25 protein-coding genes are annotated in these 25708 nt (G+C 60.8%); 14 read left to right on the top strand and 11 right to left on the bottom strand.

Annotated elements, in window-relative coordinates:
• The first annotated feature begins 30 nt into the window (after positions 1-30).
• The 6 genes from HX814_RS27220 (at position 31) to HX814_RS27245 (ending at position 5319) form a co-directional block, all read left to right on the top strand.
• Positions 31-564 carry an ATP-dependent zinc protease gene (locus HX814_RS27220; protein WP_023659091.1) on the top strand — a complete coding sequence of 178 codons (534 nt, stop codon included), beginning with the start codon at positions 31-33 and terminating at the stop codon, positions 562-564.
• Between the two features lie 5 nt (positions 565-569).
• Positions 570-2102: an inactive transglutaminase family protein gene (locus tag HX814_RS27225; RefSeq protein WP_003214971.1), complete on the top strand. Its 1533-nt coding sequence runs from the start codon at positions 570-572 to the stop codon at positions 2100-2102.
• A complete protein-coding gene (locus tag HX814_RS27230) occupies positions 2102-3088 on the top strand; it encodes an alpha-L-glutamate ligase-like protein (protein WP_003214969.1) in 987 nt (328 codons plus the stop codon). Before HX814_RS27225 ends, HX814_RS27230 begins: the two co-directional genes overlap by 1 nt.
• Before the next feature lie 5 nt (positions 3089-3093).
• Complete coding sequence (gene pabB, locus HX814_RS27235) at positions 3094-4434, top strand: aminodeoxychorismate synthase component I (protein WP_177008962.1); 1341 nt, start codon at positions 3094-3096, stop codon at positions 4432-4434.
• Between the two features lie 226 nt (positions 4435-4660).
• Positions 4661-4963 (top strand): type II toxin-antitoxin system HigB family toxin, encoded by a 303-nt coding sequence (locus tag HX814_RS27240; RefSeq protein ID WP_003214964.1) that lies wholly within the window; start codon positions 4661-4663, stop codon positions 4961-4963.
• Positions 4963-5319, top strand: a complete 357-nt coding sequence (locus tag HX814_RS27245; protein WP_003214962.1) for a type II toxin-antitoxin system HigA family antitoxin — start codon at positions 4963-4965, stop codon at positions 5317-5319. The genes HX814_RS27240 and HX814_RS27245 overlap by 1 nt, the downstream gene beginning before the upstream one ends.
• 115 nt (positions 5320-5434) lie before the next feature.
• Here HX814_RS27245 and thrH read toward each other — a convergent pair whose 3' ends face one another.
• Complete coding sequence (gene thrH, locus HX814_RS27250; protein WP_102368354.1) at positions 5435-6052, bottom strand: bifunctional phosphoserine phosphatase/homoserine phosphotransferase ThrH; 618 nt, start codon at positions 6050-6052, stop codon at positions 5435-5437.
• A 152-nt stretch (positions 6053-6204) separates the two neighbouring features.
• Here thrH and HX814_RS27255 point away from each other — a divergent pair, with 152 nt between their 5' ends.
• From HX814_RS27255 to HX814_RS27265, 3 genes are all read left to right on the top strand, one after another.
• Positions 6205-6939, top strand: coding sequence for a phosphoadenylyl-sulfate reductase (locus HX814_RS27255; protein WP_003214958.1), 735 nt, complete (start codon positions 6205-6207; stop codon positions 6937-6939).
• Between the two features lie 352 nt (positions 6940-7291).
• Entirely contained in the window at positions 7292-8821 is a 1530-nt protein-coding gene (locus HX814_RS27260) for an NCS1 family nucleobase:cation symporter-1 (RefSeq protein ID WP_177008961.1), read from the top strand.
• Positions 8822-8834: 13 nt separating this feature from the next.
• Positions 8835-9563 (top strand): aspartate/glutamate racemase family protein, encoded by a 729-nt coding sequence (locus tag HX814_RS27265; RefSeq protein WP_003214954.1) that lies wholly within the window; start codon positions 8835-8837, stop codon positions 9561-9563.
• 118 nt (positions 9564-9681) lie between these two features.
• On the opposite strand, the gene HX814_RS27270 is transcribed toward HX814_RS27265, so the two are convergent.
• Positions 9682-10605 carry a LysR family transcriptional regulator gene (locus HX814_RS27270; RefSeq protein ID WP_102605104.1) on the bottom strand — a complete coding sequence of 308 codons (924 nt, stop codon included), beginning with the start codon at positions 10603-10605 and terminating at the stop codon, positions 9682-9684.
• Positions 10606-10719: 114 nt separating this feature from the next.
• Here HX814_RS27270 and HX814_RS27275 point away from each other — a divergent pair, with 114 nt between their 5' ends.
• Entirely contained in the window at positions 10720-11466 is a 747-nt protein-coding gene (locus HX814_RS27275; RefSeq protein WP_008432692.1) for a 3-oxoacyl-ACP reductase family protein, read from the top strand.
• Between the two features lie 120 nt (positions 11467-11586).
• Positions 11587-15057, top strand: a complete 3471-nt coding sequence (locus HX814_RS27280) for a PAS domain-containing hybrid sensor histidine kinase/response regulator (protein ID WP_003214948.1) — start codon at positions 11587-11589, stop codon at positions 15055-15057.
• 102 nt (positions 15058-15159) lie between these two features.
• On the opposite strand, the gene rmuC is transcribed toward HX814_RS27280, so the two are convergent.
• Both rmuC and HX814_RS27290 read right to left on the bottom strand, forming a co-directional pair.
• Complete coding sequence (gene rmuC, locus HX814_RS27285; RefSeq protein ID WP_173406092.1) at positions 15160-16524, bottom strand: DNA recombination protein RmuC; 1365 nt, start codon at positions 16522-16524, stop codon at positions 15160-15162.
• Positions 16525-16699: 175 nt separating this feature from the next.
• Positions 16700-17023 carry a sel1 repeat family protein gene (locus HX814_RS27290; protein ID WP_023659092.1) on the bottom strand — a complete coding sequence of 108 codons (324 nt, stop codon included), beginning with the start codon at positions 17021-17023 and terminating at the stop codon, positions 16700-16702.
• Positions 17024-17869: 846 nt separating this feature from the next.
• On the opposite strand from HX814_RS27290, the gene HX814_RS27295 reads away from it, so the two are divergent.
• The 3 genes from HX814_RS27295 to HX814_RS27305 all read left to right on the top strand — a co-directional run bounded on the left by HX814_RS27295 (position 17870) and on the right by HX814_RS27305 (position 20278).
• Positions 17870-18094 carry a hypothetical protein gene (locus tag HX814_RS27295; RefSeq protein WP_003214941.1) on the top strand — a complete coding sequence of 75 codons (225 nt, stop codon included), beginning with the start codon at positions 17870-17872 and terminating at the stop codon, positions 18092-18094.
• A 265-nt stretch (positions 18095-18359) separates the two neighbouring features.
• Positions 18360-18842, top strand: coding sequence for a hypothetical protein (locus HX814_RS27300; protein ID WP_087695206.1), 483 nt, complete (start codon positions 18360-18362; stop codon positions 18840-18842).
• A gap of 146 nt (positions 18843-18988) precedes the next feature.
• Positions 18989-20278 carry an OmpP1/FadL family transporter gene (locus HX814_RS27305; RefSeq protein ID WP_177008960.1) on the top strand — a complete coding sequence of 430 codons (1290 nt, stop codon included), beginning with the start codon at positions 18989-18991 and terminating at the stop codon, positions 20276-20278.
• A gap of 65 nt (positions 20279-20343) precedes the next feature.
• Here HX814_RS27305 and HX814_RS27310 read toward each other — a convergent pair whose 3' ends face one another.
• The 7 genes from HX814_RS27310 to cobU all read right to left on the bottom strand — a co-directional run bounded on the left by HX814_RS27310 (position 20344) and on the right by cobU (position 25631).
• Positions 20344-20895, bottom strand: a complete 552-nt coding sequence (locus HX814_RS27310; protein ID WP_177015439.1) for a glutathione peroxidase — start codon at positions 20893-20895, stop codon at positions 20344-20346.
• A 150-nt stretch (positions 20896-21045) separates the two neighbouring features.
• Complete coding sequence (locus tag HX814_RS27315; protein ID WP_177008978.1) at positions 21046-22245, bottom strand: MFS transporter; 1200 nt, start codon at positions 22243-22245, stop codon at positions 21046-21048.
• A 62-nt stretch (positions 22246-22307) separates the two neighbouring features.
• Complete coding sequence (locus tag HX814_RS27320; RefSeq protein WP_003214925.1) at positions 22308-22712, bottom strand: MarR family winged helix-turn-helix transcriptional regulator; 405 nt, start codon at positions 22710-22712, stop codon at positions 22308-22310.
• Positions 22713-22754: 42 nt separating this feature from the next.
• The gene (locus HX814_RS27325) at positions 22755-23483 is read right to left on the bottom strand and encodes an adenosylcobinamide-GDP ribazoletransferase (protein WP_003214923.1); all 729 of its coding nucleotides are present in this window, start codon (positions 23481-23483) and stop codon (positions 22755-22757) included.
• A gap of 2 nt (positions 23484-23485) precedes the next feature.
• On the bottom strand, positions 23486-24061 hold the full coding sequence (gene cobC / locus HX814_RS27330; protein ID WP_102368349.1) for an alpha-ribazole phosphatase family protein: 576 nt from the start codon (positions 24059-24061) through the stop codon (positions 23486-23488).
• Positions 24058-25113: a nicotinate-nucleotide--dimethylbenzimidazole phosphoribosyltransferase gene (cobT, locus tag HX814_RS27335; RefSeq protein WP_177008958.1), complete on the bottom strand. Its 1056-nt coding sequence runs from the start codon at positions 25111-25113 to the stop codon at positions 24058-24060. The genes cobC and cobT overlap by 4 nt, the downstream gene beginning before the upstream one ends.
• Positions 25110-25631, bottom strand: a complete 522-nt coding sequence (gene cobU / locus HX814_RS27340) for a bifunctional adenosylcobinamide kinase/adenosylcobinamide-phosphate guanylyltransferase (protein WP_177008957.1) — start codon at positions 25629-25631, stop codon at positions 25110-25112. Before cobU ends, cobT begins: the two co-directional genes overlap by 4 nt.
• Between the last annotated feature and the right edge of the window lie 77 nt (positions 25632-25708).

The following is a 25708-nucleotide window of genomic DNA, read 5'->3' on the forward strand; positions in this document are numbered from 1 at the left end:
TGAACATCGCACTGCACCGCGTCAGGATTTATGAGACTCAAGCCCTTCCCCCTTTTGCTTCTACTGTTTATCCCGGGCCTTGGCGTTGCTGCCGAGAAGACCGTTTATGGACTCAATGAATACGCCAAGTTGGCCGGCATTGACCTGGAAGTGGCCGCCAAGCTCGACACCGGGGCCAAGACCGCGTCCTTGAGCGCCCGCGACATCAAGCGCTTCAAGCGCAACGGCGAGTCCTGGGTGCGCTTCTACCTGGCCATCGACACCGCACACTCCCACCCCATCGAGCGTCCCCTGGCCCGCGTGAGCAAGATCAAGCGCCGCGCCGGTGACTACGACCCCGATGAAGACAAGAACTACACCGCCCGTCCAGTCATCGCCCTGGACATCTGCATGGGCACCGCTTTACGCAGTATCGAAGTGAACTTGACTGACCGCAGCGCCTTCCAATACCCGCTGCTGATCGGCTCCGAAGCGCTGAAACGCTTTGATGCGCTGGTCGACCCCAGTCTTAAATACGCGGCGGGCAAACCTGCCTGCGCCTCCGACGCTCATACCGCTGAGTAATTTGAATGCGCTCTCTTAATCTGCACCTGAAAATCCTGATCGCCGTTTTGGTGGTCTTGGGCATTTCGGTCACCGCCTATCAGATTTTCGTGCTGGGGATTCCCGTCACCGAGGACGCCACCGACGACCTGTGGAACATCGACGCCAAGGTCGAGTTCGTCGCCAGCGCCAAGGACCCGGTGAAAATCCAGATGTTCGTGCCGCCCCTGAGCCGCGACTTCGTCAGCCTGAATGAAAGCTTTATCTCGAATAACTACGGCGTCAGCGTCAATCGCCTCGACGGCAACCGCAAGGTCACCTGGTCGGCACGCCGGGCCAAGGGCAACCAGACCCTCTACTACCGCCTGGTGCTGACCAAGCGTTACAGCGGTGAAAAGGTCAAGGTCAAGGGCCCGACCTTCCGCGACAGCATCGCCGTCGAAGGCCCGGAAAAAATCGCCGCCGAAGCCCTGCTGGCGCCGATCCGCCAGCACTCGGCCGACGTCGAGACCTTTATCAGCGAAGCCATCAAGCGCACCAACAACCTCAACGACGACAACGTGAAGCTGCTGCTGGCGGGCGACCCGTCGACGCCGCACAAGGCCAAGATCGTCGAGTTGCTGCTGTCCATCGCCCACGTGCCGGTGGAAAAGGTCCACACCATCCGCCTGGTGGCCGACCAGCCGCAAACCCCGGAACTCTGGCTGCGCAGTTTCAATGGCAACGACTGGCTGTACTTCAACCCCGACACCGGCGAGCAAGGCCTGCCGGCCGACCGCCTGCTGTGGTGGACCGGTGATGAAAACCTGATCACCGTCGACGGCGGCAAGAAGGCCATGGTGACCTTCAGCCTCAACAACAGCGAAATGAACGCGATTCGCCTGGCCAAGCTGACGGACGAAAACACCGACGCCAACTTCCTCGAGTACTCGCTGTACGGCCTGCCGCTGCAAACCCAGCAGACCTTCATGATCATGGTGATGATCCCGATTGGCGTGCTGGTGATCCTGATCCTGCGCAACCTGATCGGCCTGCAGACCCTTGGCACGTTTACCCCGGTGCTGATTGCCCTGGCGTTCCGCGAGACACAGCTGGGCTTCGGGATTGTGCTGTTCACCATTATTACGGCGCTGGGGCTGTCGCTTCGGTCTTACCTGGAACACTTGAAGCTGCAGATGCTGCCGAGGCTCTCGGTGGTGCTGACCTTCGTGGTGGTGCTGATCGCCGCCATCAGTCTGTTCAGCCACAAGCTCGGCCTGGAACGCGGGCTGTCGGTGGCATTGTTCCCGATGGTGATCCTGACCATGACCATCGAACGCCTGTCGATTACCTGGGAAGAACGCGGTGGCGGCCATGCGATGAAAGTCGCGATCGGCACGCTGTTCGCCGCTTCCCTGGCGCACATCATCATGAGCGTGCCGGAACTGATCTACTTCGTGTTCACCTTCCCGGCGATCCTGTTGATCCTGGTGGGCTTCATGCTGGCCATGGGTCGTTATCGCGGCTACCGCCTGACCGAACTGGTGCGTTTCAAGGCCTTCCTCAAGGCTGACTCGTAATGTTCGGCTTCTGGAAGACCTGGAAGGCCCTGGAAGCGCGGGGGATCATGGGCATCAACCGGCGAAATGCCGACTACGTGCTCAAGTACAACAAGCGCAGCCTGTATCCGATCGTCGATGACAAGATCATCACCAAGGAACGGGCCATGGCCGCCGGCATCCACGTGCCGGAAATGTACGGGGTCATTTCCACCGAGAAGGAAATCGACAAGCTCGACGAGATCATCGGCGGGCGCAGCGACTTCGTGATCAAGCCGGCCCAGGGCGCCGGTGGTGACGGTATCCTGGTGATCGCCGACCGTTTTGAAGGGCGCTACCGGACCGTCTCCGGCAAGATCATCAGCCATGAAGAAATCGAGCATCAGATTTCCAGCATCCTCACCGGCCTGTATTCCCTCGGCGGCCACCGGGACCGGGCACTGATCGAATACCGGGTGGTGCCCGACCAGATCTTCAAGAGCATCAGCTACGAAGGCGTACCGGACATCCGCATCATTGTGCTGATGGGCTACCCGGTGATGGCCATGCTGCGCTTGCCAACCCGCCAGTCCGGCGGCAAGGCCAACCTGCACCAGGGCGCGATTGGCGTGGGTGTCGACCTCGCCACCGGCCTGACCCTGCGCGGCACCTGGCTGAACAACATCATCACCAAGCACCCCGACACCACCAATGCGGTGGACGGCGTGCAACTGCCCAACTGGGACGGGTTCATGAAGCTCGCCGCCGGCTGCTACGAGCTGTGCGGCCTGGGCTATATCGGCGTGGACATGGTGCTGGACCAGGAAAAGGGTCCGTTGATCCTGGAACTTAACGCTCGCCCGGGGCTGAACATCCAGATTGCCAACGACTGCGGCCTGACCTTGCGCACCCATGCCGTGGAGGCTCGACTGGAAGAGCTGAAGGCGGCGGGCGTAACGGAAACACCGGAGGAACGGGTTAAGTTTGTGCAGGAAATGTTTGGGCATATTCCGGCGGTCGAGGGATAAACCCAGTGACCTGCTCCGTACACCCGCTGCCCTACCGGGCCAACCCTGCCGAATACTTTGCAGCAATCCGCCATGCGCCCGGCGCGGTGCTGCTGGACAGTGGCCGACCGGCGGCCGAGCGCGGCCGTTATGACCTGCTGAGCGCCTGGCCCGAGACGACCCTGGCGGTACTGCCCGACGAAAGCGGCAGTGATTTCCTGCAGCGCCTGCGGGAAAACCTGACGTTGCTGGGTGAAGCCACGATCCCCGCGCCCTACGAACTGCCGTTTGCCGGTGGCCTCATCGGCTACCTGAGCTACGACTTCGGTCGTCATCTTGAGCACCTGCCGCACCTGGCGGTGGACGACCTGCACCTGCCGGATGCACGCTTTGGCCTGTACGCCTGGGCCTTGATCAGCGATCACCAGGCGCAGACCAGCCAACTGGTGTTCCACCCCAAACTGGAGGAAAGCGAACGGCAACGCCTGATCGCACTGTTCGGTCAGCCGACCATCAGCGCATCGGCCACCTTCAAGCTGCAAGGCCCAATGGCCCCGGACGTGACAGCCGACACCTACCAGCACGCCCTCGCCCGTATCCAGGACTACATCCAGGCCGGTGACTGCTACCAGGTCAACTTTGCCCAACGTTTCCGTGCCCCGTGCAGTGGCGATCCGTGGGTGGCCTACTGCGCCTTGCGCGAAGCCTGCCCGACGCCGTTTTCCGGGTTCCAAAGCTTGCCGGATGATGGCGCGGTATTGAGTTTATCGCCGGAGCGCTTCGTCAAAATCAGCCAGCGCCAGGTGGAAACCCGCCCGATCAAGGGCACCCGGCCAAGGGGTGCGACGCCTGAGGAAGATGCAGCCAACGCCGCTGAATTGCTGGCCAGCCCCAAGGATCGTGCCGAAAACCTGATGATCGTCGACCTGCTGCGCAACGACCTGGGCCGCACCTGCCGCACCGGCTCGGTGAAAGTGCCGGAGTTGTTCAGCCTGGAAAGCTATCCCAACGTGCATCATCTGGTGAGCAGCGTCACCGGTGAGCTGGCGGACGACAAAGACGCCCTCGACCTGATCGCCGGCAGCTTCCCCGGCGGCTCCATCACCGGCGCACCGAAGATTCGCGCGATGCAGATCATCGACGAGCTGGAGCCGACCCGGCGCGGGTTGTATTGCGGTTCGCTGGTGTATCTGGACGTGCGCGGCGAGATGGACAGCTCCATCGCCATTCGCAGCCTGTTGGTCAAGGATGGTCAGGTGTGCTGCTGGGGCGGCGGCGGGATTGTCGCGGACTCGGAGTGGCAGGCGGAGTATCAGGAGTCGATGACCAAGGTGCGGGTGTTGTTACAAACCTTGGAAAGCCTGTAGCACGCAGCCCTCCCTGCTCTGCGACGCGGAGCCAGGCAGCAGAAAAGACCTGAATCAGTACCGAAGTAGACGAGGTCGAAGCCGGAGGATAGCGTCCGGTTTCAACCGTCCACCAGCCGTCTGTGAAGGATCACATGAAACGACTGCCTACTTGTCAGGAAAGATTTCCGAGATTGCATCTGCCCTCAACCGCACCTATTATCTCCCAAATTGGGAGATCGCAGCGATGCGGATAATCGCTCTGTCTGCCCTACGAATATTCTGGGAAAACCACCCTGGTTGCATGGATGCCAAAACGCCGCTGGTCGAGCTGTATCGCCATATGGAAAAAGCTGTTTACCCAACCCCTCAGGCCCTCAAGGCAGAGCTAAGGACAGCGAGCATTCTCAAAGGGGGCAGGGTTGTGTTCAACATAGGCGGCAACAAGTATCGAGTGATCATGGCGATCAATTATCAGCGACAGCTTGCGTTCATTCGCTTCGTGGGGACCCACGCGCAGTACGATCAGATCAATGCGGAGACCGTGTGATGAACATCAAACCCATTCATTCCCAGGAAGACCTGACCGCTGCGCTCGCGCGCGTCGAACAGCTATGGGAAGCGGAAATCGGCTCGCCCGAGGGTGACGAGCTGGAAATTCTCGCGATACTTATCGAAAAGTACGAAGCGGAGCATTTCCCAATGCCGCCTTCGGATCCCGTAGAAGCGATTAGATTTCGAATGGAGCAACTAGGCCTGACCGCCCGTGACCTGGAGCCTTTCATAGGTCCGAGCGGGCGGGTTTCCGAAGTGTTGAATCATAAGCGCAAGCTGAGCTTGTCGATGATCAAACGCCTGCATGAAGGCTTGCGCATTCCTTATGAGAGTTTGCTGGCAGGGGTCTAGGCTGTGCAGTGGCCATACCGGCCCTATCGCGGGCAAGCCCGGCTCCCACATGGGAGCGCGGTCAACATGTGGGAGCTGGCTTGCCTGCGATGAGGCGTCAGCCACGCCAAATAACTTACAGGCTCAACTGCCGATTCGACGCCTTGATGAACTCCTTCTTCAAATCCTCAAACGTATGCACCGCCGGGAACTGCGGGAACTCGCGAATCACGTTCTCCGGCGCGTGGAACAGAATCCCACGGTCGGCCTCACCCAGCATGGTGGTGTCGTTGTAGGAATCACCAGCGGCAATCACGCGGTAGTACAGGGTCTTGAAGGCCAGCACCGACTGACGCTTGGGATCTTTCTGACGCAGCTGGTAGCTCACCACCCGGTCACTCTCGTCGGTGATCAACCGGTGGCACAGCAAGGTCGGGAAACCCAGTTGGCGCATCAGCGGCTGGGAGAACTCATAGAAGGTGTCAGACAGGATCACCACCTGGAAGCGCTCGCGCAGCCAATTGACGAACTCGATGGCGCCGTCCAGCGGCTTGAGGGTGGCGATCACTTCCTGGATGTCCGAGAGCTTCAGCCCATGCTCATCAAGAATGCGCAGGCGCTGTTTCATCAGCACGTCGTAGTCGGGGATGTCCCGGGTGGTGGCCCGCAATGATTCAATACCGGTTTTTTCGGCGAAGGCGATCCAGATTTCCGGAACCAGCACCCCTTCCAGGTCGAGACAGGCAATTTCCACAAGACACTCCCATTTAAAGTTATTGAGTTGAGCGAGCAAAAGGACTGCCGAACTCTAGCGATTCACGCTGGCCGCCGCAACGCAGGCGGGATTTTGTTACCATCGCCCCCCTATAGAGCGCTCAGCGCCACTGACCTGTAGGAACCGTCCTGATGAACCAAGCCTTCGACGTCGCTGAACTCGCCGCGACTTACGCCAACAAATCCGCCCAGGACATTCTCAAGCTGGCCTTCAGCCAGTTTGGCGACGACCTGTGGATCTCTTTCAGCGGTGCCGAGGACGTGGTGCTGGTAGACATGGCCTGGAAGCTGAACAAGAACGTCAAGGTGTTCAGCCTCGACACCGGTCGCCTGCACCCGGAGACCTACCGGTTTATCGAGCAGGTGCGTGAGTTCTACAAGATCGACATCGAACTGATCTCGCCGGACCAGAGCAAGCTGGAACCCTTCGTCAAGGAAAAGGGCCTGTTCAGTTTCTACAAGGACGGCCATGGCGAGTGCTGTGGCGTGCGCAAGATCGAACCGCTGCGCCGCAAGCTGTCCGGTGTGAGCGCCTGGGCCACCGGCCAGCGCCGCGACCAGAGCCCCGGCACCCGCAGCCAGGTGGCCGCGCTGGAAATCGATACGGCTTTTTCCACCCCGGAACGCACCCTGTACAAGTTCAACCCGCTGGCGCAGATGACCAGTGAGGAAGTATGGGGTTACATCCGCATGCTGGAGTTGCCGTACAACAGCCTGCACGAGCGCGGTTTTATCAGCATCGGCTGTGAGCCGTGCACCCGTCCGGTACTGCCGAACCAGCACGAACGCGAAGGCCGTTGGTGGTGGGAAGAAGCAACCCAAAAAGAATGCGGGTTGCACGCCGGGAACATCATCAGCAAGGCGTAACGCCTGAGCCAGAATCCTGTACACAGAAATGTCACCATCGGTGCCATTTTTGTGTGCACTTATAAAATCCTGCACCGAAAAGTTACATCCTCCCTCGTCACACCTCTTCTTAAATCCCCGCCCCTCTCTGCACCACAAAATAAATAGCTGTTCAAACGGTCAATTTATATCGCTTTAAATTCAGTCTGTTATTTCCAATCACGCTAAAAACCAAATCGCCGTGTATTTCACCCGGCGAAAATCTGGCACGCATGTGGCTTAAGGCAAAACACACTTTGTATACAATTAATAAAAAAGATACATACACTTTGACATCAGCCGCTCTCCTGCTGATGTCCAGGAGCCTGCCGGAATGCGTACAAGTCTCTCCAATAACATCGCACTGGATCTGCCCTCCTCCACCCTGAACGCCGAGGCCACGAGCCCCGGCCCGTTGGTCCTCAGCCCGCGCCTGCACAACAAGGACCTGGCGCCTACCAAGGCCGAAGGCCGGCGCTGGGGCCGCTACAGCATCTTTGCCTTGTGGACCAACGATGTGCACAACATCGCCAACTACTCCTTCGCCATCGGCCTGTATGCGCTGGGCCTGGGTGGCTGGCAGATTCTGCTGTCCCTGGGGATCGGCGCGGCGCTGGTGTACTTCTTCATGAACCTGTCGGGCTATATGGGGCAGAAGACCGGCGTACCGTTTCCAGTGATCAGCCGCATCAGTTTTGGCATCCATGGTGCGCAGATCCCGGCACTGATTCGTGCGGTGATCGCGATTGCCTGGTTCGGGATACAGACCTACCTGGCCTCGGTGGTTTTCCGCGTGCTGTTGACGGCGGTTCATCCAGGTTTTGCCGACTACGACCACAACTCGATCCTCGGCCTGTCCACCCTGGGCTGGGCGTGTTTTGTGGCGATCTGGTTTGTGCAGCTCGCCATCCTCGCCTATGGGATGGAGATGGTGCGCCGCTATGAAGCCTTCGCCGGGCCGGTGATTCTGCTGACAGTAGCGTCCCTGGCCGGCTGGATGTATTTCCAGGCGGACGGCCACATTGCCTGGGCCATTCGCGAGCCGCTGACCGGTGGTGAGATGTGGCGCAATATCTTTGCCGGCGGCGCGCTGTGGCTGGCGATCTACGGCACGCTGATCCTGAATTTCTGCGACTTCGCCCGCTCCTCGCCGTGCCGCAAGACCATCAAGGTCGGCAACTTCTGGGGCCTGCCGGTGAATATCCTGGTGTTCGCGGCCATCACCGTGCTGCTGTGCGGCGGGCAGTTCCACCTCAATGGCCGGGTGATCGAGAGCCCCACGGAAATCATTGCGGCGATTCCGAATACGTTCTTCCTGGTGCTGGGCTGCCTGGCGTTCCTGATTGTGACCGTGGCGGTGAATATCATGGCCAACTTCGTCGCGCCGGCCTTTGTGCTGAGCAACCTGGCGCCCAAGTACCTGAACTTCCGCCGCGCCGGGCTGATCAGCGCCACCGTGGCGGTGCTGATCCTGCCGTGGAACCTCTACAACAGCCCGCTGGTGATCGTGTATTTCCTCTCGGGGCTGGGCGCTCTGCTGGGGCCGTTGTACGGGGTGATCATGGTCGACTACTGGTTGATCCGTAAAAGCCAGGTGGACGTGCCGCAGTTGTATAGCGAAGACCCGAATGGCGCTTATTACTACAGCCGCGGGATCAATTTGCGGGCGGTGGCGGCGTTTATTCCTGCGGCGGTGATCGCCATTCTCCTCGCCCTGCTGCCGGGTTTCGCCCTTGTCTCGCCGTTCTCCTGGCTGATTGGCGCCGGTATTGCAGGGCTGCTGTACCTGCTGTTCGCCAAGCGCCAGCTGTACTACGCCGATGTGAGCGGCGAAAGCATTGCAGTCGATAACGTCAGTCATTAAGTAAGGACATTCCATGCGCATCCTTGTGGTCAACGTCAACACCACCGAGTCCATCACCGAGGCCATCGCCAAACAGGCACGGGCGGTGGCGTCCCCCGGCACCGAGATCGTCGGCCTGACTCCGTTTTTCGGTGCCGAATCGGTGGAAGGCAATTTCGAAAGCTACCTGGCGGCCATCGCGGTGATGGACCGGGTGATGGCTTACGACCAGCCGTTCGATGCGGTAATCCAGGCCGGCTACGGCGAACATGGCCGCGAAGGCTTGCAGGAGTTGCTCAACGTGCCGGTGGTGGACATCACCGAAGCGGCCGCCAGCACCGCGATGTTCCTCGGACATGCCTACTCCGTGGTGACGACTCTGGACCGCACCGTGCCGCTGATCGAGGACCGGCTGAAACTGGCCGGCTTATATCAGCGGTGCGCGTCGGTACGGGCCAGCGGCATGGCGGTATTGGAACTGGAGGAAGACCCGCTGCGGGCCATGGAGGCCATCGTGCGCCAGGCTGAATTGGCGATCAGCGAAGACAAGGCCGAAGTGATCTGCCTGGGCTGCGGCGGCATGGCCGGGCTGGATGAGCAGATTCGCTACCGCACGGGTGTGCCGGTGGTGGACGGTGTGACCTCGGCTGTCACGATTGCCGAAGGCTTGGTGCGGTTGGGGCTGTCGACCTCGAAGATACGCACGTATGCGACGCCGAGGCCGAAGAAAGTGATCGGCTGGCCCGGAAAGTTCGGACATTGAAGATCCAGAATGTGGGAGCGGGCTTGCTCGCGAAAGCGGTGGATCAGTCGATGCATGTGGTGACTGTCACACCGCCTTCGCGAGCAAGCCCGCTCCCACACTTTGATCCCCACAAGGATCAAATGGCGCTGAACCGCCGCCCCAACTCGCGTTCGACAAACTGCTCCAGGATGAAATCCACAAACGCCCGGGTCTTGCCGGGCAGCAGCTTGTGTTCGGCGTAGTACAGCGAGATGTTGCCGTCGTCGACGTACCAGTCGGGCAGCACTCGCACCAGTTGGCCGCTGTCCAGATACGGCACCGCCATCGGCATGCTGACCAGCGCAATCCCCAGGCCCTGGGCACTGGCGCAGCAGGCAGCGCCCGAGTCGCTCATGGTCATGCGCGGCTTGAGCACCAGCGGGCGTTGTTCGCGCGTGCGGTGGGTGAGTTGCCACGAACGCACGCGGCCGGTTTGCGGTGAGCGGATCAGGATGCCGTTGCACACAGACAAGTCCTCGGGCGCGACTACCGGCTTGCGTTTGGCGAGGTATTCCGGTGAGGCCAGCAGGATCCGGTGCGCCGGCGCCAGCTTGCGCGCGACCACGCCCTGGGGCAGCTCAAAACCACCGCCGATCGCGGCATCGAAGCCCTGGCCGATCAGGTCCACCTGGCGGTTATCAAAATGCCAGTCGGGGTTGATATCAGGAAAGCGCTTTAGAAACTCCCCCAGCAACGGCACCACATAACGGTTGCCGAACACCGTGCCCATGCTCACTTTCAGCGTGCCCACTGGCCGCCCTTCGGCACTGGCCAGGTTAGCCACGGCGTTTTGAATGGTGGTGAGGCTGCCGCTGACTTCTTCGAGGAAGAGCTTGCCGGCCTCAGTCAGCGTCAGGCGCCGGGTACTGCGCTGGAACAGCCTTACACCCAGGCGCGCCTCCAGCTTGGCCACACTTTTGCCCACGGCCGCCGGGGTCAGGCTCAGGTGCCGGGCAGCTTCGGCAAAACTGCCGCCTTCGGCGCTGCGCACGAAGCATTCGATACTGCCAAAGCTTTCCATATCGCCCCACTCTAAACTTTTGGTTTACACAGACTATAGCAATCACGGTCTACCGGGCGCGCCGGGTGAGGTCGATACTCGACTCCAACCTCAACACACCTTTTGGAGATCGACATGACCACACAGAACCTCAGCGGCAAAGTCGCCTTGATCCAGGGCGGTTCCCGCGGTATCGGCGCCGCCATCGTCAAGCGCCTGGCCGCACAGGGCGCTGCCGTCGCCTTTACCTACGTCAGTTCGGCTGCCAAGGCTGAAGAGTTGCAGAACAGCGTGATCAGCCAAGGCGGCAAAGCCCTGGCGATTCATGCCGACAGCGCCGACGCAGACGCCATCCGCAGCGCCGTCAATGCCACCGTCGAAGCGTTCGGGCGCCTGGATATCCTGGTCAACAACGCAGGCGTGCTGGCCGTCGGCCCGCTGGAAGATTTCAAGCTGGAAGACTTCGACCGCACCCTCGCCATCAACGTACGCAGCGTATTTGTCGCCACCCAGGAAGCCGCGCGGCACATGGGCGAAGGTGGCCGCATCATCAACATCGGCAGCACCAATGCCGATCGCATGCCGTTTGCCGGTGGCGGCCCGTACGCCATGAGCAAATCGGCGCTGGTCGGCCTGACCAAAGGCCTGGCCCGCGACCTGGGCCCACGGGGCATCACCATCAATAACGTGCAGCCAGGCCCGGTGGACACCGACATGAACCCGGCAAGCGGTGATTTCGCCGAAAGCCTGATCGGCTTCATGGCCGTGGGCCGTTATGGCCATGTAGAAGAGATCGCCAGTTTCGTCGCCTATCTGGCAGGCCCTGAGGCCGGCTACATCACCGGCGCCAGCCTGACCATCGACGGCGGTTTCGGCGCCTGAACCAACGCTGCGACATCACACCACGCTCCGACCTTGGTCGACACTGACTAACGCCAAGCATCATGCGAGACTGTTCGCCCGGGCCGGGAATGCCCGGGCGTTCTTATGTCTGGAGTTCTCATGACGCTGTCCAGCGGGCTGATCGCCGCCGTTGCCCTGGCCTATATGGCCATTATGTTTGCCATCGCCTTTTACGGTGACCGTCGCCATGCGCCGCTGCCGCCGCGGATGCGTGCCTGGGTGTATAGCCTGTCGCTGGCGGTGTATTGCACCAGCTGGACATTCTTTGGTGCCGTAGGCCAGGCGGCCGAACAGTTGTGGGCGTTTTTACCGATCTACCTGGGACCGGTGCTGCTGTTGGTGCTCGCGCCGTGGGTCCTGCAGAAGATGGTGCTGATCAGCAAGCAGGAAAACATCACCTCCATCGCCGACTTTATCGCCGCCCGTTACGGCAAATCCCAATCCCTGGCGGTGGTGGTGGCGCTGATCTGCCTGGTGGGCGTCCTGCCTTATATAGCCTTGCAACTCAAAGGCATCGTGCTGGGGGTGAACCTGCTGATCGGCGCCAGCGCCGACACCACGGGCACCCGCTCCCAGGACACGGCGCTGATCGTGTCGCTGGTATTGGCGTTGTTCACCATTGTGTTCGGTACCCGCAACCTGGACGCCACGGAACACCACCGCGGCATGGTGCTGGCGATTGCCTTTGAATCCTTGGTCAAGCTGTTCGCGTTTCTCGCCGTCGGTGCGTTTGTGACCTACGGCCTGTACGACGGTTTCGACGATTTGTTCAGCCAGGCGATGCTCGCGCCACGGCTGGAGGAATACTGGAAAGAGACCGTCAACTGGCCCTCGATGGTGGTGCAGACCGGCGTCGCGATGATGGCGATCATCTGCCTGCCCCGGCAATTCCATGTCACCGTGGTGGAAAATATCGACCCCCAGGACCTGCGCCTGGCCAAGTGGGTATTCCCGGCCTATCTGATCCTGGCCGCCCTGTTTGTGATCCCGATTGCCCTCGGCGGGAAGATGCTGCTGCCGGGTTCGGTATTGCCGGATTCCTACGTGATCAGCCTGCCGTTGGCCGAAGCCCACCCGGCGCTCGCCGTGCTGGCGTTTATCGGCGGCGCCTCGGCGGCTACGGGCATGGTGATCGTCGCGAGCATCGCCCTGTCGACCATGGTCTCCAACGACATGCTGCTGCCCTGGCTGCTGCGCCGCTCCAGCGCCGAGCGGCCGTTCGAAGTGTTCCGTCACTGGATGCTGTCGGTACGCCGGGTGAGTATTGTCATCATCCTGCTGCTGGCTTACGTCAGTTACCGGCTGCTGGGGTCCTCCGCCAGCCTTGCAACCATTGGCCAGATTGCGTTCGCCGCCGTGACCCAGCTGGCACCGGCGATGCTGGGTGCGCTGTACTGGAAACAGGCCAACCGGCGCGGCGTGTTTGCCGGATTGGCGGCGGGTACGTTCCTGTGGTTCTACACCTTGGTCCTGCCGGTCACCGCGAAAAGTCTGGGCTGGTCGTTCAGCCTTTTCCCGGGCATGACGTGGCTGCATTCGCACCCGCTGGGCTTGTCTGTAACTTCTCTGACGCTGGGCACCGTATTTTCCCTGGCGGGTAACTTCACGTTGTTCGTGTGGGTCTCGATGCTGTCCCGCACGCGCGTGTCGGAACATTGGCAGGCCGGGCGTTTTATCGGCCAGGAAATCAGCCAGCGGGCCAGCGCTCGCTCGATGCTTTCGGTGCAGATCAACGACTTGCTCAGCCTGGCAGCGCGGTTTGTCGGTGAAGAACGGGCGCACCAGAGTTTTGTGCGCTTCGCCTATCGGCAAGGCAAAGGTTTCAACCCCAACCAGAACGCCGACAATGACTGGATTGCCCACACCGAACGCCTGTTGGCCGGTGTACTCGGGGCTTCATCGACCCGCGCAGTGGTGAAAGCCGCCATTGAAGGCCGGGAAATGCAACTGGAGGACGTAGTACGCATCGCCGACGAGGCGTCGGAAGTGCTGCAGTTCAACCGGGCATTGCTGCAAGGCGCCATCGAAAACATCACCCAGGGCATCAGCGTGGTCGACCAGTCCCTGCGGCTGGTGGCGTGGAACCGGCGGTACCTGGAGCTGTTCAATTACCCCGAAGGCCTGATCAGTGTGGGCCGGCCGATAGCCGACATCATTCGCTACAACGCCGAGCGCGGGCTGTGCGGCCCGGGCGAGGCCGAAGTACACGTGGCGCGTCGCCTGCACTGGATGCGCCAGGGCCGTGCGCATACCTCCGAGCGGCTGTTTCCCAATGGCCGGGTGATCGAACTGATCGGCAACCCGATGCCGGGTGGCGGGTTTGTGATGAGCTTCACCGACATCACCGCGTTCCGCGAAGCCGAGCAGGCGTTGACCGAGGCCAATGAAGGCCTGGAACAGCGGGTGACCGAGCGAACCCACGAACTGTCGCAACTCAACGTCGCGCTGACCGATGCCAAGGGCGTGGCCGAGACCGCCAGCCAGTCGAAAACCCGGTTCCTCGCAGCGGTCAGTCACGACTTGATGCAACCGTTGAACGCCGCAAGATTGTTCTCTGCTGCCCTCTCCCATCAGAACGACGGCATGTCGCCGGATGCCCGGCAGTTGGTGCAGCATCTGGACAGTTCGTTGCGTTCGGCGGAAGACCTGATCAGCGACCTGCTGGATATTTCGCGCCTGGAAAACGGCAAGATCAATCCGCAGCGCCAGCCCTTCGTGCTCAATGAACTGTTCGATACGCTGGGCGCCGAGTTCAAGGCGCTGGCTCAGGAGCAGGGTTTGCGTTTCCGTCTGCGGGGCAGTCGTTTGCGGGTGGACAGTGACATCAAGTTGCTGCGGCGGGTGTTGCAGAATTTCCTCACCAACGCATTCCGGTACGCCGACGGGCCGGTGCTATTGGGTGTGCGGCGCCGTCGCGGCGAGTTGTGCCTGGAAGTATGGGACCGTGGTCCCGGGATTCCCCAGGACAAGCAAAAAGTCATCTTCGAGGAATTCAAACGCCTGGACAGTCACCAGACCCGTGCCGAGAAAGGCCTGGGACTGGGCCTGGCGATTGCCGATGGCCTGTGCCGCGTGCTCGGGCACCGCTTGAGCGTGCGTTCATGGCCGGGCAAAGGCAGCGTGTTCAGCGTGCGTGTGCCGTTGGCGCGCACTCAGGTCAGCGCGCCTGCCAAGCCGGCGCAGGAAAGCGGCCAGCCGTTGAGCGGTGCACAGGTGCTGTGTGTGGATAACGAAGAAAGCATCCTGATCGGCATGCGCAGTTTGCTCACGCGCTGGGGCTGTGAAGTCTGGACCGCCCGCGACCAGGCGCAATGTGCCGCGTTGCTGGCCGAGGGTGTGCGGCCGCAACTGGCCCTGGTGGATTACCACCTCGACCACGGCGAGACCGGCACCGAGTTGATGGGCTGGCTGCGGGCACAACTGGCAGAGCCGATTCCGGGTGTGGTGATCAGTGCCGACGGGCGGCCGGAGATGGTGGCCCAGGTGCATGCGGCAGGGTTGGATTACCTGGCCAAGCCGGTGAAGCCGGCGGCGTTGCGGGCCTTGTTGAGCCGGCACCTGCCGCTTTAGCCCATGTGGGAGCTGGCTTGCCTGCGATGGCATCGCCTCGGTGTATCTGGAGGAACGAGGTGTCTGCATCGCAGGCAAGCCAGCTCCCACAGAGACCGGTGACTATTCTGGCAACTGCGCCACGCCGTCTTCATCGGTCATCGCCCGTTCCAGCAAGTCGGCCGGCAGGCTTTTGCTGGCGCGGGCGCCGAGCAGCTTCAGTTGCTCGGTACGGCTCACCAGGTTTCCGCGTCCGTCGGTCAGCTTGTTGCGCGCTGCACTGTAGGCTTTATCCAGCTGCTGCAGGCGGTTGCCTACCTCGTCCAGGTCCTGGATAAACAGCACGAACTTGTCGTACAGCCAACCGGCACGCTCGGCAATTTCCCGGGCGTTCTGGCTTTGCCGTTCCTGTTTCCACAGGCTGTCGATCACCCGCAAGGTGGCCAACAGCGTGGTCGGGCTGACGATCACGATGTTGCGGTCGAAGGCTTCCTGGAACAGGTTCGGCTCGGCTTGGAGTGCAGCCGAAAATGCGGCTTCGATGGGCACGAACAGCAGCACGAAATCCAGGCTGTGCAGGCCTTCCAGACGTTTGTAGTCCTTGCCGGCCAGGCCTTTGACGTGGTTGCGCAAGGACAGTACGTGCTGCTTGAGGGCTGCCTGGCCGATCGCCTGGTCGTCCTCGGCGACGTACTGTTGATAGGCGGTCAGGCTGACCTTGGAGTCCACCACTACCTGCTTGTCCCCCGGCAGCATGATCAACACGTCGGGCTGGAAGCGTTCGCCGTCCGGGCCTTTGAGGTTGACCTGGGTCTGGTACTCGCGGCCCTTTTCCAGACCGGCATGTTCCAGCACCCGCTCCAGGATCAACTCGCCCCAGTTGCCCTGGGTTTTCTGGCCCTTGAGGGCGCGGGTCAGGTTGGTGGCTTCATCGGACAGGCGCAGGTTCAGCTGTTGCAGGCGCTCCAGCTCCTTGGCCAGGGAGAACCGCTCGCGGGCTTCGCTCTGGTAGCTTTCTTCGACGCGCTTTTCGAACGACTGGATGCGCTCCTTGAGCGGGTCGAGCAATTGGCCGAGGCGCTGCTGGCTGGTTTCGGCGAAGCGTTGCTCGCGCTCGTCGAAGATCTTCCCGGCGAGTTCAGCGAACTGCGCGCGCAGCTCATCACGGGAACCTTGCAGGTCGCTGAGGCGTTGCTGATGGCTTTCCTGTTGCTCGCGAAGTTCGGCGCGCAGGGACGCGGACAAGGCATCCAGGCGGCGCAGTTCGGTTTCCTTGGCGGAACGGTCGAGGTTCCAGGCGTGGGCGGCGTCGCGGGCGTTGTCACGGTCGATCTGCAGCAGTTCGACTTCCCGGCGCACGGCGGCCAGATCAGCCTGTTTGGCAGCGTTGGCCTGGCTCAGGTCGCTGATTTCGTCACGGCTGGCGTCCAACTGCGCGGCGAGCCCTTCCTGGGCCAGTTGCGCGGTGGCCAGGCGCTCTTCGAGCAATTCCCAGCCGGCCATTCGCGCGCTCAGTCGGCGCTGAATCTGCCAGCACAGGCCCAACAGCGGCAATCCAGCAGCGGCGAGACCCAGCACAACACTGGTCCAGTCAAAAGCCATAGCGATTCCTGCCGTCACCCGAAAAGAAGAAGGTTAACCAAGCCAGCGCATTGAGGACAGCTCAGTCTTCGATCTGGCCCAGTTCACGCTGGGCGATGCGGTCGCCGGCGCGGGCGGCCTGGCGCAGCAGTTCGTGGCCGATACGGCGGTCGCGGGCATTGCCGCACTCGCGGCACATCAACTGGCCCAGACGGCTTTGCGCCACCACCACGCCAGCACGAGCCGGTTGCTTGAGCAAATGCCCTGCAAAATGTTTGACGTTGGGGCTGTGGCCCAGGCGCGGGCTGTCGAGCAACCACAAGGCAACTTTCAGGGAAAAACGCTTGGGTGCGGTAACAACCTGAGGGCTGTCGGTAACAGAAGGTGATACTGAGCGAAACTTCATAAAGCACTGTGGGACAGAACGGAAGGCGCGCCACTCTACTCTTTTTTTCGTACAGGTAAAGCTGAAAAAAGCCTGCACGCCCGTTCTAGAGCAAGCGCTTGGGACAATCCACAGAAGCTGTGGATAACTCAGTGGACAACCGTTCTGTAAGTCCCGCAAAGGCCCATGGAACGGGGGCCGCAGTCAAACTGACGATTTTTTCACCAATAAAAAAAAGCTCGATTTTTCATTGACTTAAATTTTAGTTGCAGGCACCCGGGCGCTTTGCGGGGCGTATGTCAGTTCAGTTACACAGGGCGCCACCAATGTGCACAACTACCCACTCGCCGGTTATATCAACCGCGTTTTTTGCTCAGGCAGCGGCTGAGGAATGTTACCGCAGGCCCAGGACCCGAAAAGTTTTTTGCCTATCACACTTCCTTTCATCGTTTCAATCCGTTACTATCCGCGGCGTTAGTACCAAGCTGAAAGTCAATTCTGGTCGAACAACTCCCTCACGGCACCGCCGACAAAAAGGGATCGACCACCTCGATGGTTTCCAGGTATCACTTGCGACGACACGGCCTTTGAACAATGCAAAGGGTGTCGCGAAGTTTCCATACTCTGAAAGAACCAACCTGCAAATTGATCAGGATCTTCACCCCGGGCCCAGAACCTTTGCCCCTGTTGTGTTGCCTGCCCTCCTAAGTACCTACCTGCCAGCCCAAGCGCGCCAACTTAATAGCGCTTCAAACTGGCTGCTTTGTTCCAGTCGGGTTCTTCGTTCGATCAATGGTGATCAACGTCACTGGAACGTTTTAACGTTGCACGGTTCTTAACCGTGTCATTTGTAGGAACACCAATAATATGTCCACTCAAATCCACACTCAGGATGCCATTCGCACCCTCACCAACGCTTTTGCACCAATGAACTGCCTGATCATGGCCGCTCGCAAAGGCTGCTTCAGCTTTACCCTGGTCAACGAACACGGCATCGCTCGTCACAGCGAACGCCTGTACCCCGATCAATACTCCAGCGCAGAACCGCTGCAGGCCGTGATCGATCGTACTCGCCAGGCACTGGTTGCCTGATCGACCCGAATCGCTGAAACACAAAAACCCCGGTTAAAACCCGGGGTTTTTTATTGCCTGAAATTCAGGCGCGCTAAGTTTAAATTGATATAAACGATATAACTAAATGATGAAAATATTTTAAAAACAGTCCTTTACATCGTAAATATGACACTACACTTCAACTCAAGCGGCATGATCCGCTTCCGGCGGACCTGAGATCCGATTCACCGCTGCCAAGCCCTCGCTCAGGTATCGCCGATTAATTTCATGGATTGAGGCATTTATGGGCATCGCCGCCAGCGAATTGTGTCGTTATGTGATCCGGCCCACCCTGCTTTACCTGGGTCGCCATAACCAGACGGCTGAGTCCCTGCTGCTGGGCATCGCCGCCAGCCAGTCGGCACTCGGTTCAGCCCTGCACGACCGCCGCGGCCATGGCCTCTACAGCATCACCGAGCCGCGCCATCGCGCGCTGTGGGATAACTATCTGGCGCTGGACCCCGAGCGCGCCAGCCTGGTACGCGGACTCGCCAGCCAGCATGCCTTCCTCAGCGGGCCGCAGCTTGAGCTGACGGTCAACCTGCGTTACGCCACCGCCATCGCCTGGCTGCTGGTGGAACAACACCGCCCAAACCTGCCACCGGCCGACGACGTATTGGCGATGGCACGTATCTGGAAAGAAATATTTCACCCTCAAGGCCGGCTCCGGGATTTCACCCAGGCCTGGCAAACCTGTGTTTCACCCATGAATCACGTCGCCTGTTGACCGGGCGATTTGCAAGATTCGGCTAAAAACGTTGATTTTGGTCGGATTGTCCTACAAAACCGCTCTATCTCCTGTGTTTGAGGCTATAGCGCAAACATAAATTTATTGTTACTTTCCGCAGCGGTGATCACCACGGAGTTCTAATAATGAAAAAAGTAATGCTCAAGACGACACTTAGCCTCGCCGTTGCAATGGCATCCTCCCACGTGTTCGCGAGCGGCTTCGCCCTCAACGAACAAGACGTTGCCGGGATGGGTACCGGTTTTGCGGGACGTTCTTCATCTGCCGAAAACGCAAGCACTGTTTATGGCAACCCTGCCGGTATGGCTCGCCTTGAAGGCCAGCAAGTTACAGGTGGTGTTGCAGCGATTGATGCTTCCACCAACATCAAAGATGTCAGTGGTCGCTCCAGCGGTAGCAATAAAGGCGACATGGTCCCTTTCACTGCCGTTCCTTTCGGTTTCTACACCAATAAACTCAATGAGCAATGGGCTGTCGGTTTCGGCGTCTATGCACCCTTTGGCCTGGTGACTGACTACGAAAGCGGCTTCCAGGGCAAAGCATTCGGCAGTAAGAGCGAAGTGAAGGTCATCACCTTCCAGCCAACCGTCAGCTATGCCTTCAACGACCGGGTGTCGATTGGTTTTGGTCCGACTATCAACCGTATCGCCGGTACGCTTGAGTCCGATATCAACCTGCCAATCGCCGGGACCGGCTCCAACAACGTCAAGATCAAGGGTGATGACACCGCACTCGGCTTCAATGCCGGCCTGCTGGTACAAGCCACTGACACCACTCGAGTGGGTCTGACCTATCACTCGAAAGTGAAGTACAAGCTCGAAGGCCATACCGAAGTGACCAAGGGGGCCAACGTTCCCGCCAGTCTCTTGAACAACGGTCGTTACGACGCTTCGTTGAAGATCGACACCCCTGAATCCTGGGATCTGTCTGTTACTCAAGACCTGAGCGACGCCTGGAAACTCTATGCGGGCGCAACATGGACTCGCTGGAGCCGCCTGAAAGACATCACCGTCAATAACGAAGGCGTATCGGCCGCCGCAGGCAGTGGCGCTCTGGCTCCGCAAATTGTCGGCACCATCAAGGAAGACCAGAACTGGCACGACACCTGGGCCTACGCCCTGGGTACTTCGTACCGCGTGACCAAGCAGGTGGTACTGCGTACCGGCCTGACGTTCGACCAGTCGCCGACCAACAACACTGATCGCTCGCCTCGCATCCCTACCGGTGACCGGACGATCTTCAGTCTCGGCCTGGGCTACGACGTCATGCCGAACATGACCGTCGACCTGGCTTACTCCTACCTCAAGGAAGAACCTGTCAAAGTTGCACGCGCTAACGCACTGGGCCAGTCCTACAATGCCAAGTACGAAAACAGCGCCAACGGTTTCGGCCTGGGTGTGACGTACAAGTTCTGATGTAAAGCGACATAAAAAAGCCCCGCACTCTTGCAAAAGAGGCGGGGCTTTTTAGTGGGTGCCCATCAGGGTTTCGAAGCCAGCGCCTCTTCCACCGCCTTGATCAGGTCCGGGCTATCCGGCTTGGTCAGGCTGGAGAAGTTGGCGATCACCTTGCCCTGGCGGTCCACCACGTACTTGTAGAAATTCCACTTCGGCGCACTGCTCTGCTGCGCCAGGATCTTGAACAGATGCACCGCGTCCGGGCCCTTGACCTTCTGTGGTTCGGTCATGGTGAAGGTCACGCCGTAATTAACGTAACAAACCTTGGCAGTTTCCTCCCCGGTCTTGGCTTCCTGCTTGAAGTCATCGGACGGCACGCCAATCACTTCCAGCCCCTGGCCCTTGTAGCGTTGGTACAACGCTTCAAGCCCTTTGAACTGCGGCGCAAACCCGCAGAAGCTGGCGGTGTTGACGATCAGCAGCGGCTTGCCGGCAAAGCGCTGGCACAGGTCGATGGATTCCTTGGCGCGCAGCTTGGGCAACTGGCCTTCAAGCAACGGCGGGCAATCGGCAGCCATGGCGACACCGCCAAAAGCCACCATCAGAGCGGGTACTGCGAACCAGCGCATCTGCATGCGAGGTGTCCTTGAAAAGTCTCAGACACAGAACTTAACAGATCGCCATGCCCAACTGCATCAATGCCAGGCCGCCCTGTTGCCAGCCCCACCACGCCAGCAGCAGCAAGAGTCCTGCTCCTGCTGCGCCGAGCCAATGCCAGGTCGAATTCATGCCACCCCCATTTTCGCCTGCAAACGTGCCACCGGGCGCTCGCGCACCGGCCAGTTCAGCGCCGCTGCCACCAGGCTCAGGACGATTGCCACCTGCCAGATCAAATCGTAGCTGCCGGTTCGATCATAGACCACCCCGCCCAACCAGCCGCCGAGGAACGAGCCCAGTTGATGGAACAGGAACACGATCCCACCTAGCATGGAAAGGTTTCTGACACCAAACAAGGTCGCGACCGTGCCGTTGGTCAGTGGCACCGTGGACAGCCACAGGAAGCCCATCGCCATGCCGAACAGGTAGGCGCTGGTCTGCGTCACCGGCGCCCACAGGAAGATCACAATCACCACCGCCCGCAGCAGGTACAAACCGGTCAACAAACGGGGTTTGGACATGCGCCCACCGAGCCATCCGGCGGTATAGGTGCCAAAGATATTGAACAGGCCGATCAATGCCAGCACGGTCGTCCCCACCGAGGCCGGCAAGTGCTGGTCCACCAGGTACGACGGCAAGTGCACGCCGATAAACACCACCTGGAAACCGCAGACAAAAAAGCCGAACGCCAGCAGCCAGAACCCTGAATGGGAGCAGGCCTCACCCAAGGCTTCGCGCAAGGTCTGCTGGCCAGCCACCGCAGGCAACGGTCGATCCTTGAGCATGGTCACCAACGGCACGATCAGCGCCACCATCAGGCCCAGCACCAGCAACGCGGCGGACCAGCCAAGCCAGCCGATCAAACCGAGGGTGCCCGGCAACATGGCGAACTGGCCGAACGAGCCGGCGGCGCTGGCGATACCCATGGCCATGCTGCGTTTTTCCGGCGCCACGGCACGCCCCACCACCCCGAGGATCACCGAGAACGAAGTACCCGACAGGCCAATGCCGATCAGCAACCCGGCACTCAGGGACAGCGACCACGCCGAATCCGAAAGGCCCATGAACACCAGGCCCAGCGCGTAAAGCACACCACCGATCATCACCACCTTGGCGGCGCCGAAGCGGTCGGCCAGGGCGCCGGTAAACGGCTGTGCCAGGCCCCAGATCAGGTTTTGCAGGGCGATGGCAAAGGCAAAGGTCTCACGGCCCCAGCCGAATTCGGCACTCATGGGCGCCAGGAACAGGCCGAAGCCATGTCGCACGCCGAGGGACAACGCGAGGATCAGCGCACTCCCCACAAGAATCCAGCCGCTGGTGCGCCACATCGAGGTCATTTCTTATTCTCCGTTCGCGGGTATATACCCGCTTATCATCGAACAAACTCGCGTCAAGCGAGTTCATCCAGCAAGGCCAACAGGGTTTCGCGCTTTTCGGCGCCCAACTTATCAATCAATTTCTGCTGCGCCGCTTCCCAGGCCGGCAATGCGGCGGCGAGCCGTTCGATACCCGCCTCGGTCAGCAAGACCAGGCGGTTGCGCAAGTCATCGCCCTCCACCAACTGCACCAGGCCCTCGCCTTCCAGCACCCGCAGGTTGCGCCCCAGCGTGCTGCGATCCAGGCCCATGGCGTCGGCCAGGCTGGAAATGCTCGGTTGATCGAGGCGCTGCAGATTACACAGCAAAGAATACTGGGCAACGTTGATCCCGAAGCCGTCGAGAGCGCCGTCGTAATGCCTGCTGACGCCACGAGCGGCGCGACGCAGGTTTGTGCATAAACATTGGGAGGCAAGCATGGAGCGTGTATATACCCGGGATTAATGAAATGCAAGAAAGTGTTACAGCACCAGACTGATCAACACCGCCACTTCCAGCAGCTCCAACAGCGCGCCGGCGGTGTCGCCGGTGGTGCCGCCGAGGCGATTGACCATCAATTGGCGCAAGCCGATAAAACAAAGGGCAGCCACCAGCACGGCAATCCCGCCACTGAAACCGCCGATCAAGATACACGCCAGGCCGCTGAGGATCAGCACCTGTTGGCCGACGATCCGTGGCAAATGATCCGCCAGGGCCTGCCCCAGACCACCGGCGCGCACATAGCGCGTGGTGAGAAACAGCGCCAGCATTGAAGCGCGGCCAATCAACGGTGCGAGGATCAGCGCGGCGCCGTTGTGCTGCTCGATCAATGCCACCAGCGCGGTGAATTTGAGCAGCAACACCAGGCCCAGGGTGACCACCGCGATCGGGCCGCTGCGCGGGTCTTTCATGATGGTCAGGGTGCGCTCGCGGTCACCGAAGCCACCGAGCCAGGCGTCGGCGCTGTCGGCCAGGCCGTCCAGGTGCAGGCCGCCACTGAGCAGCACCCATGCGGTCAACAGCAGCGCGGCGTGCAGCAGCAATGGCGCGCCCATCAACACGGCGTTCAAGCCCCACAGCAGTAGCCCGAACAGCAGCCCCACCACCGGATAAAACAGCAACGAACGCCCCAGTTCCTGGGGCTGCGGCATGCCCGGCAAGCGAATCGGCAGGCTGCTGAGAAACTGCAAGGCGATCCAGAACGGCAACATGCTCAGCGTCCTTCCCTTAATACGCCATCCGCCTCGACCTGCAGGCTGAACAGGCCACCATGGCCGACTTCGACATTCAACAGTTGCTCACGCGGCAGACCACGTGCCTGGGCCAGCAGCAAACGCATGACTCCACCATGGCTGATCAGCAGCACTCGCTGGCCGGCATAAGCTTGATACAAGCGGCCGACAGCCCCCAAAACACGCGCGGAAAACTGTGAAACCGGCTCGCCCTGCGGCGGCGTGAAACTGTAGGGATCAGCCCAGAACAGGCCCAGCGCGTCGGCGTCGGTTTCCATCAAGGCTGCAGCGCTCTGCCCTTCCCAGGCGCCGAAGTGCAGTTCCTGCAGATCCTTTTCGAGGGTGACCGGCAGGTTCAGGCGCGTGCCCAACTCCTCGGCAAACCGCGCACAACGTTGCAGCGGCGAACTGACCAGACGCTCCCATGGGCCCTGCGCCACCACCGCCTCACGCATCTGCTCCCAGCCCTTGGCCGTGAGCGCATCGTCCAGGCTGCCGCGCAAGCCGCCGCCCAGTTCGGTTTCGCCGTGGCGCAGCAGGTCCAGGCGCAAAGTCATGCCGGGCGATCCGCTACGGCTGCTTCGGCGAAGGTCGCCATCTGCCCGTGCAGCGCGCAGGCCAGGCGCAGCAACGGCACAGCGAGCGCGGCGCCACTGCCTTCGCCCAGGCGCAGCCCGAGTTCCAGCAACGGCTCGGCGTTGAGGCTTTGCAGCACGTGACGATGGCCGGGCTCGGCACCGCGGTGGCCGAACAGCAGCCATTCACGGCAGCCGGGGTTCAGGCGCGTGGCGACCAAGGCGGCGACGGTGCAGATAAAACCGTCCACCAGCACCACGACCCCTTCTTGAGCGCAGGCCAGGTAGGCGCCGACCAGCGCGGCAATTTCAAAGCCGCCGAGGTTGAACAGGGTTTTCAGTGCGTCGTCGCGGTCGCTGGCGTGCAGCGCAAGGGCGCGCTCGATGACGGCGACCTTGTGGCTGACACCCTGGGCGTTCAGGCCGGTGCCGGGGCCGGTCAGGTCGCTGACCTGGCAATCCAGCAGCGCGCAGGCCAGGGCACTGGCGGCGGTGGTGTTGCCGATGCCCATTTCGCCACCGATAAACAGTTGCGCACCGCTGGTGATAGCGCGGTGCACGCTGTCGCGGCCGGCTTGCAGGGCCAGTTGGCCCTGGGCTTCGGTCATTGCCGGGCCGTTGACGAAGTTGGCGGTACCGAGACCGATATTCAGGTGGCGGACGCCCGGTAGGTTCAACGTCGGGGTGATGGTGCCGAGGTCGACCACTTCCAGCTTGGCGTCGAGTTGGCGCGCAAGCACGCTGATGGCGGCGCCACCGGTGACGAAGTTGTGAAGCATCTGGCCGGTGACTTCCTGGGGGAAGGCGGAGACACCCTCGGCGACGACGCCGTGGTCGCCGGCGAAGATCGCGATCCACAGGTGGTCGACGCTGGGTTTGACCTGGCCCTGGAGGCCGGCCAGTTGGACGGCCACGGCTTCCAGCTGGCCGAGGGAGCCGGCAGGCTTGGTCAGTTGCTGCTGGCGGGCCAGGGCTTGTTCGTGGGCTTGGGGGTCGATCGTCTTGCAGGGGTTGAGCCACCAGGTGTCGGTCATAACGCAGTACCTTTCAAAGTCAGGGGCAGGCCGGCGACGGTCAGGACAACGCGCTGACAACGTTCGGCCAAGGCTTGATGCAGCCAACCGGCTTCATCGACATAGCGGCGAGTCAATTCGCCCAGCGGCACGACACCCATTCCGGTCTCGTTGCTGACAAAAATGATTTCTCCCGGGAGGGTGGCCAGGGTTTGTAGCAGGGCCTCACGCTCTTCTTTGAGACGGTCGGGGTCTTCGAGCATCAGCAGGTTGGTGAGCCATAGGGTCAGGCAGTCGACCAGCAGGCAATGGTTCGGGGTGGCGTTTTCCTTGAGGACACGGGCCAGTTCGACGGGCTCTTCGATCAGGCCCCATTCGGATGGGCGGCGTTCGCGGTGGTGGGCGACGCGTGCGGTCATTTCGCCGTCCAGGGGTTGGCTGGTCGCTATGTAGGTGACGCTTAGGCCGCTGTCGGTGGCGAGTTTTTCAGCCAGGCGGCTTTTGCCGGAGCGGGCGCCGCCGAGGATCAACTGGAGCATGGGGTGTGCCTCTGTTTTTGACGGTGTGTATATCCGTTATTTCGGTAACGGCATCTATTGGTTCCGCTCTTACAGCG

Origin of the sequence: Pseudomonas sp. C8002, from assembly GCF_013385765.1 — a bacterium.
Lineage (GTDB): Bacteria > Pseudomonadota > Gammaproteobacteria > Pseudomonadales > Pseudomonadaceae > Aquipseudomonas.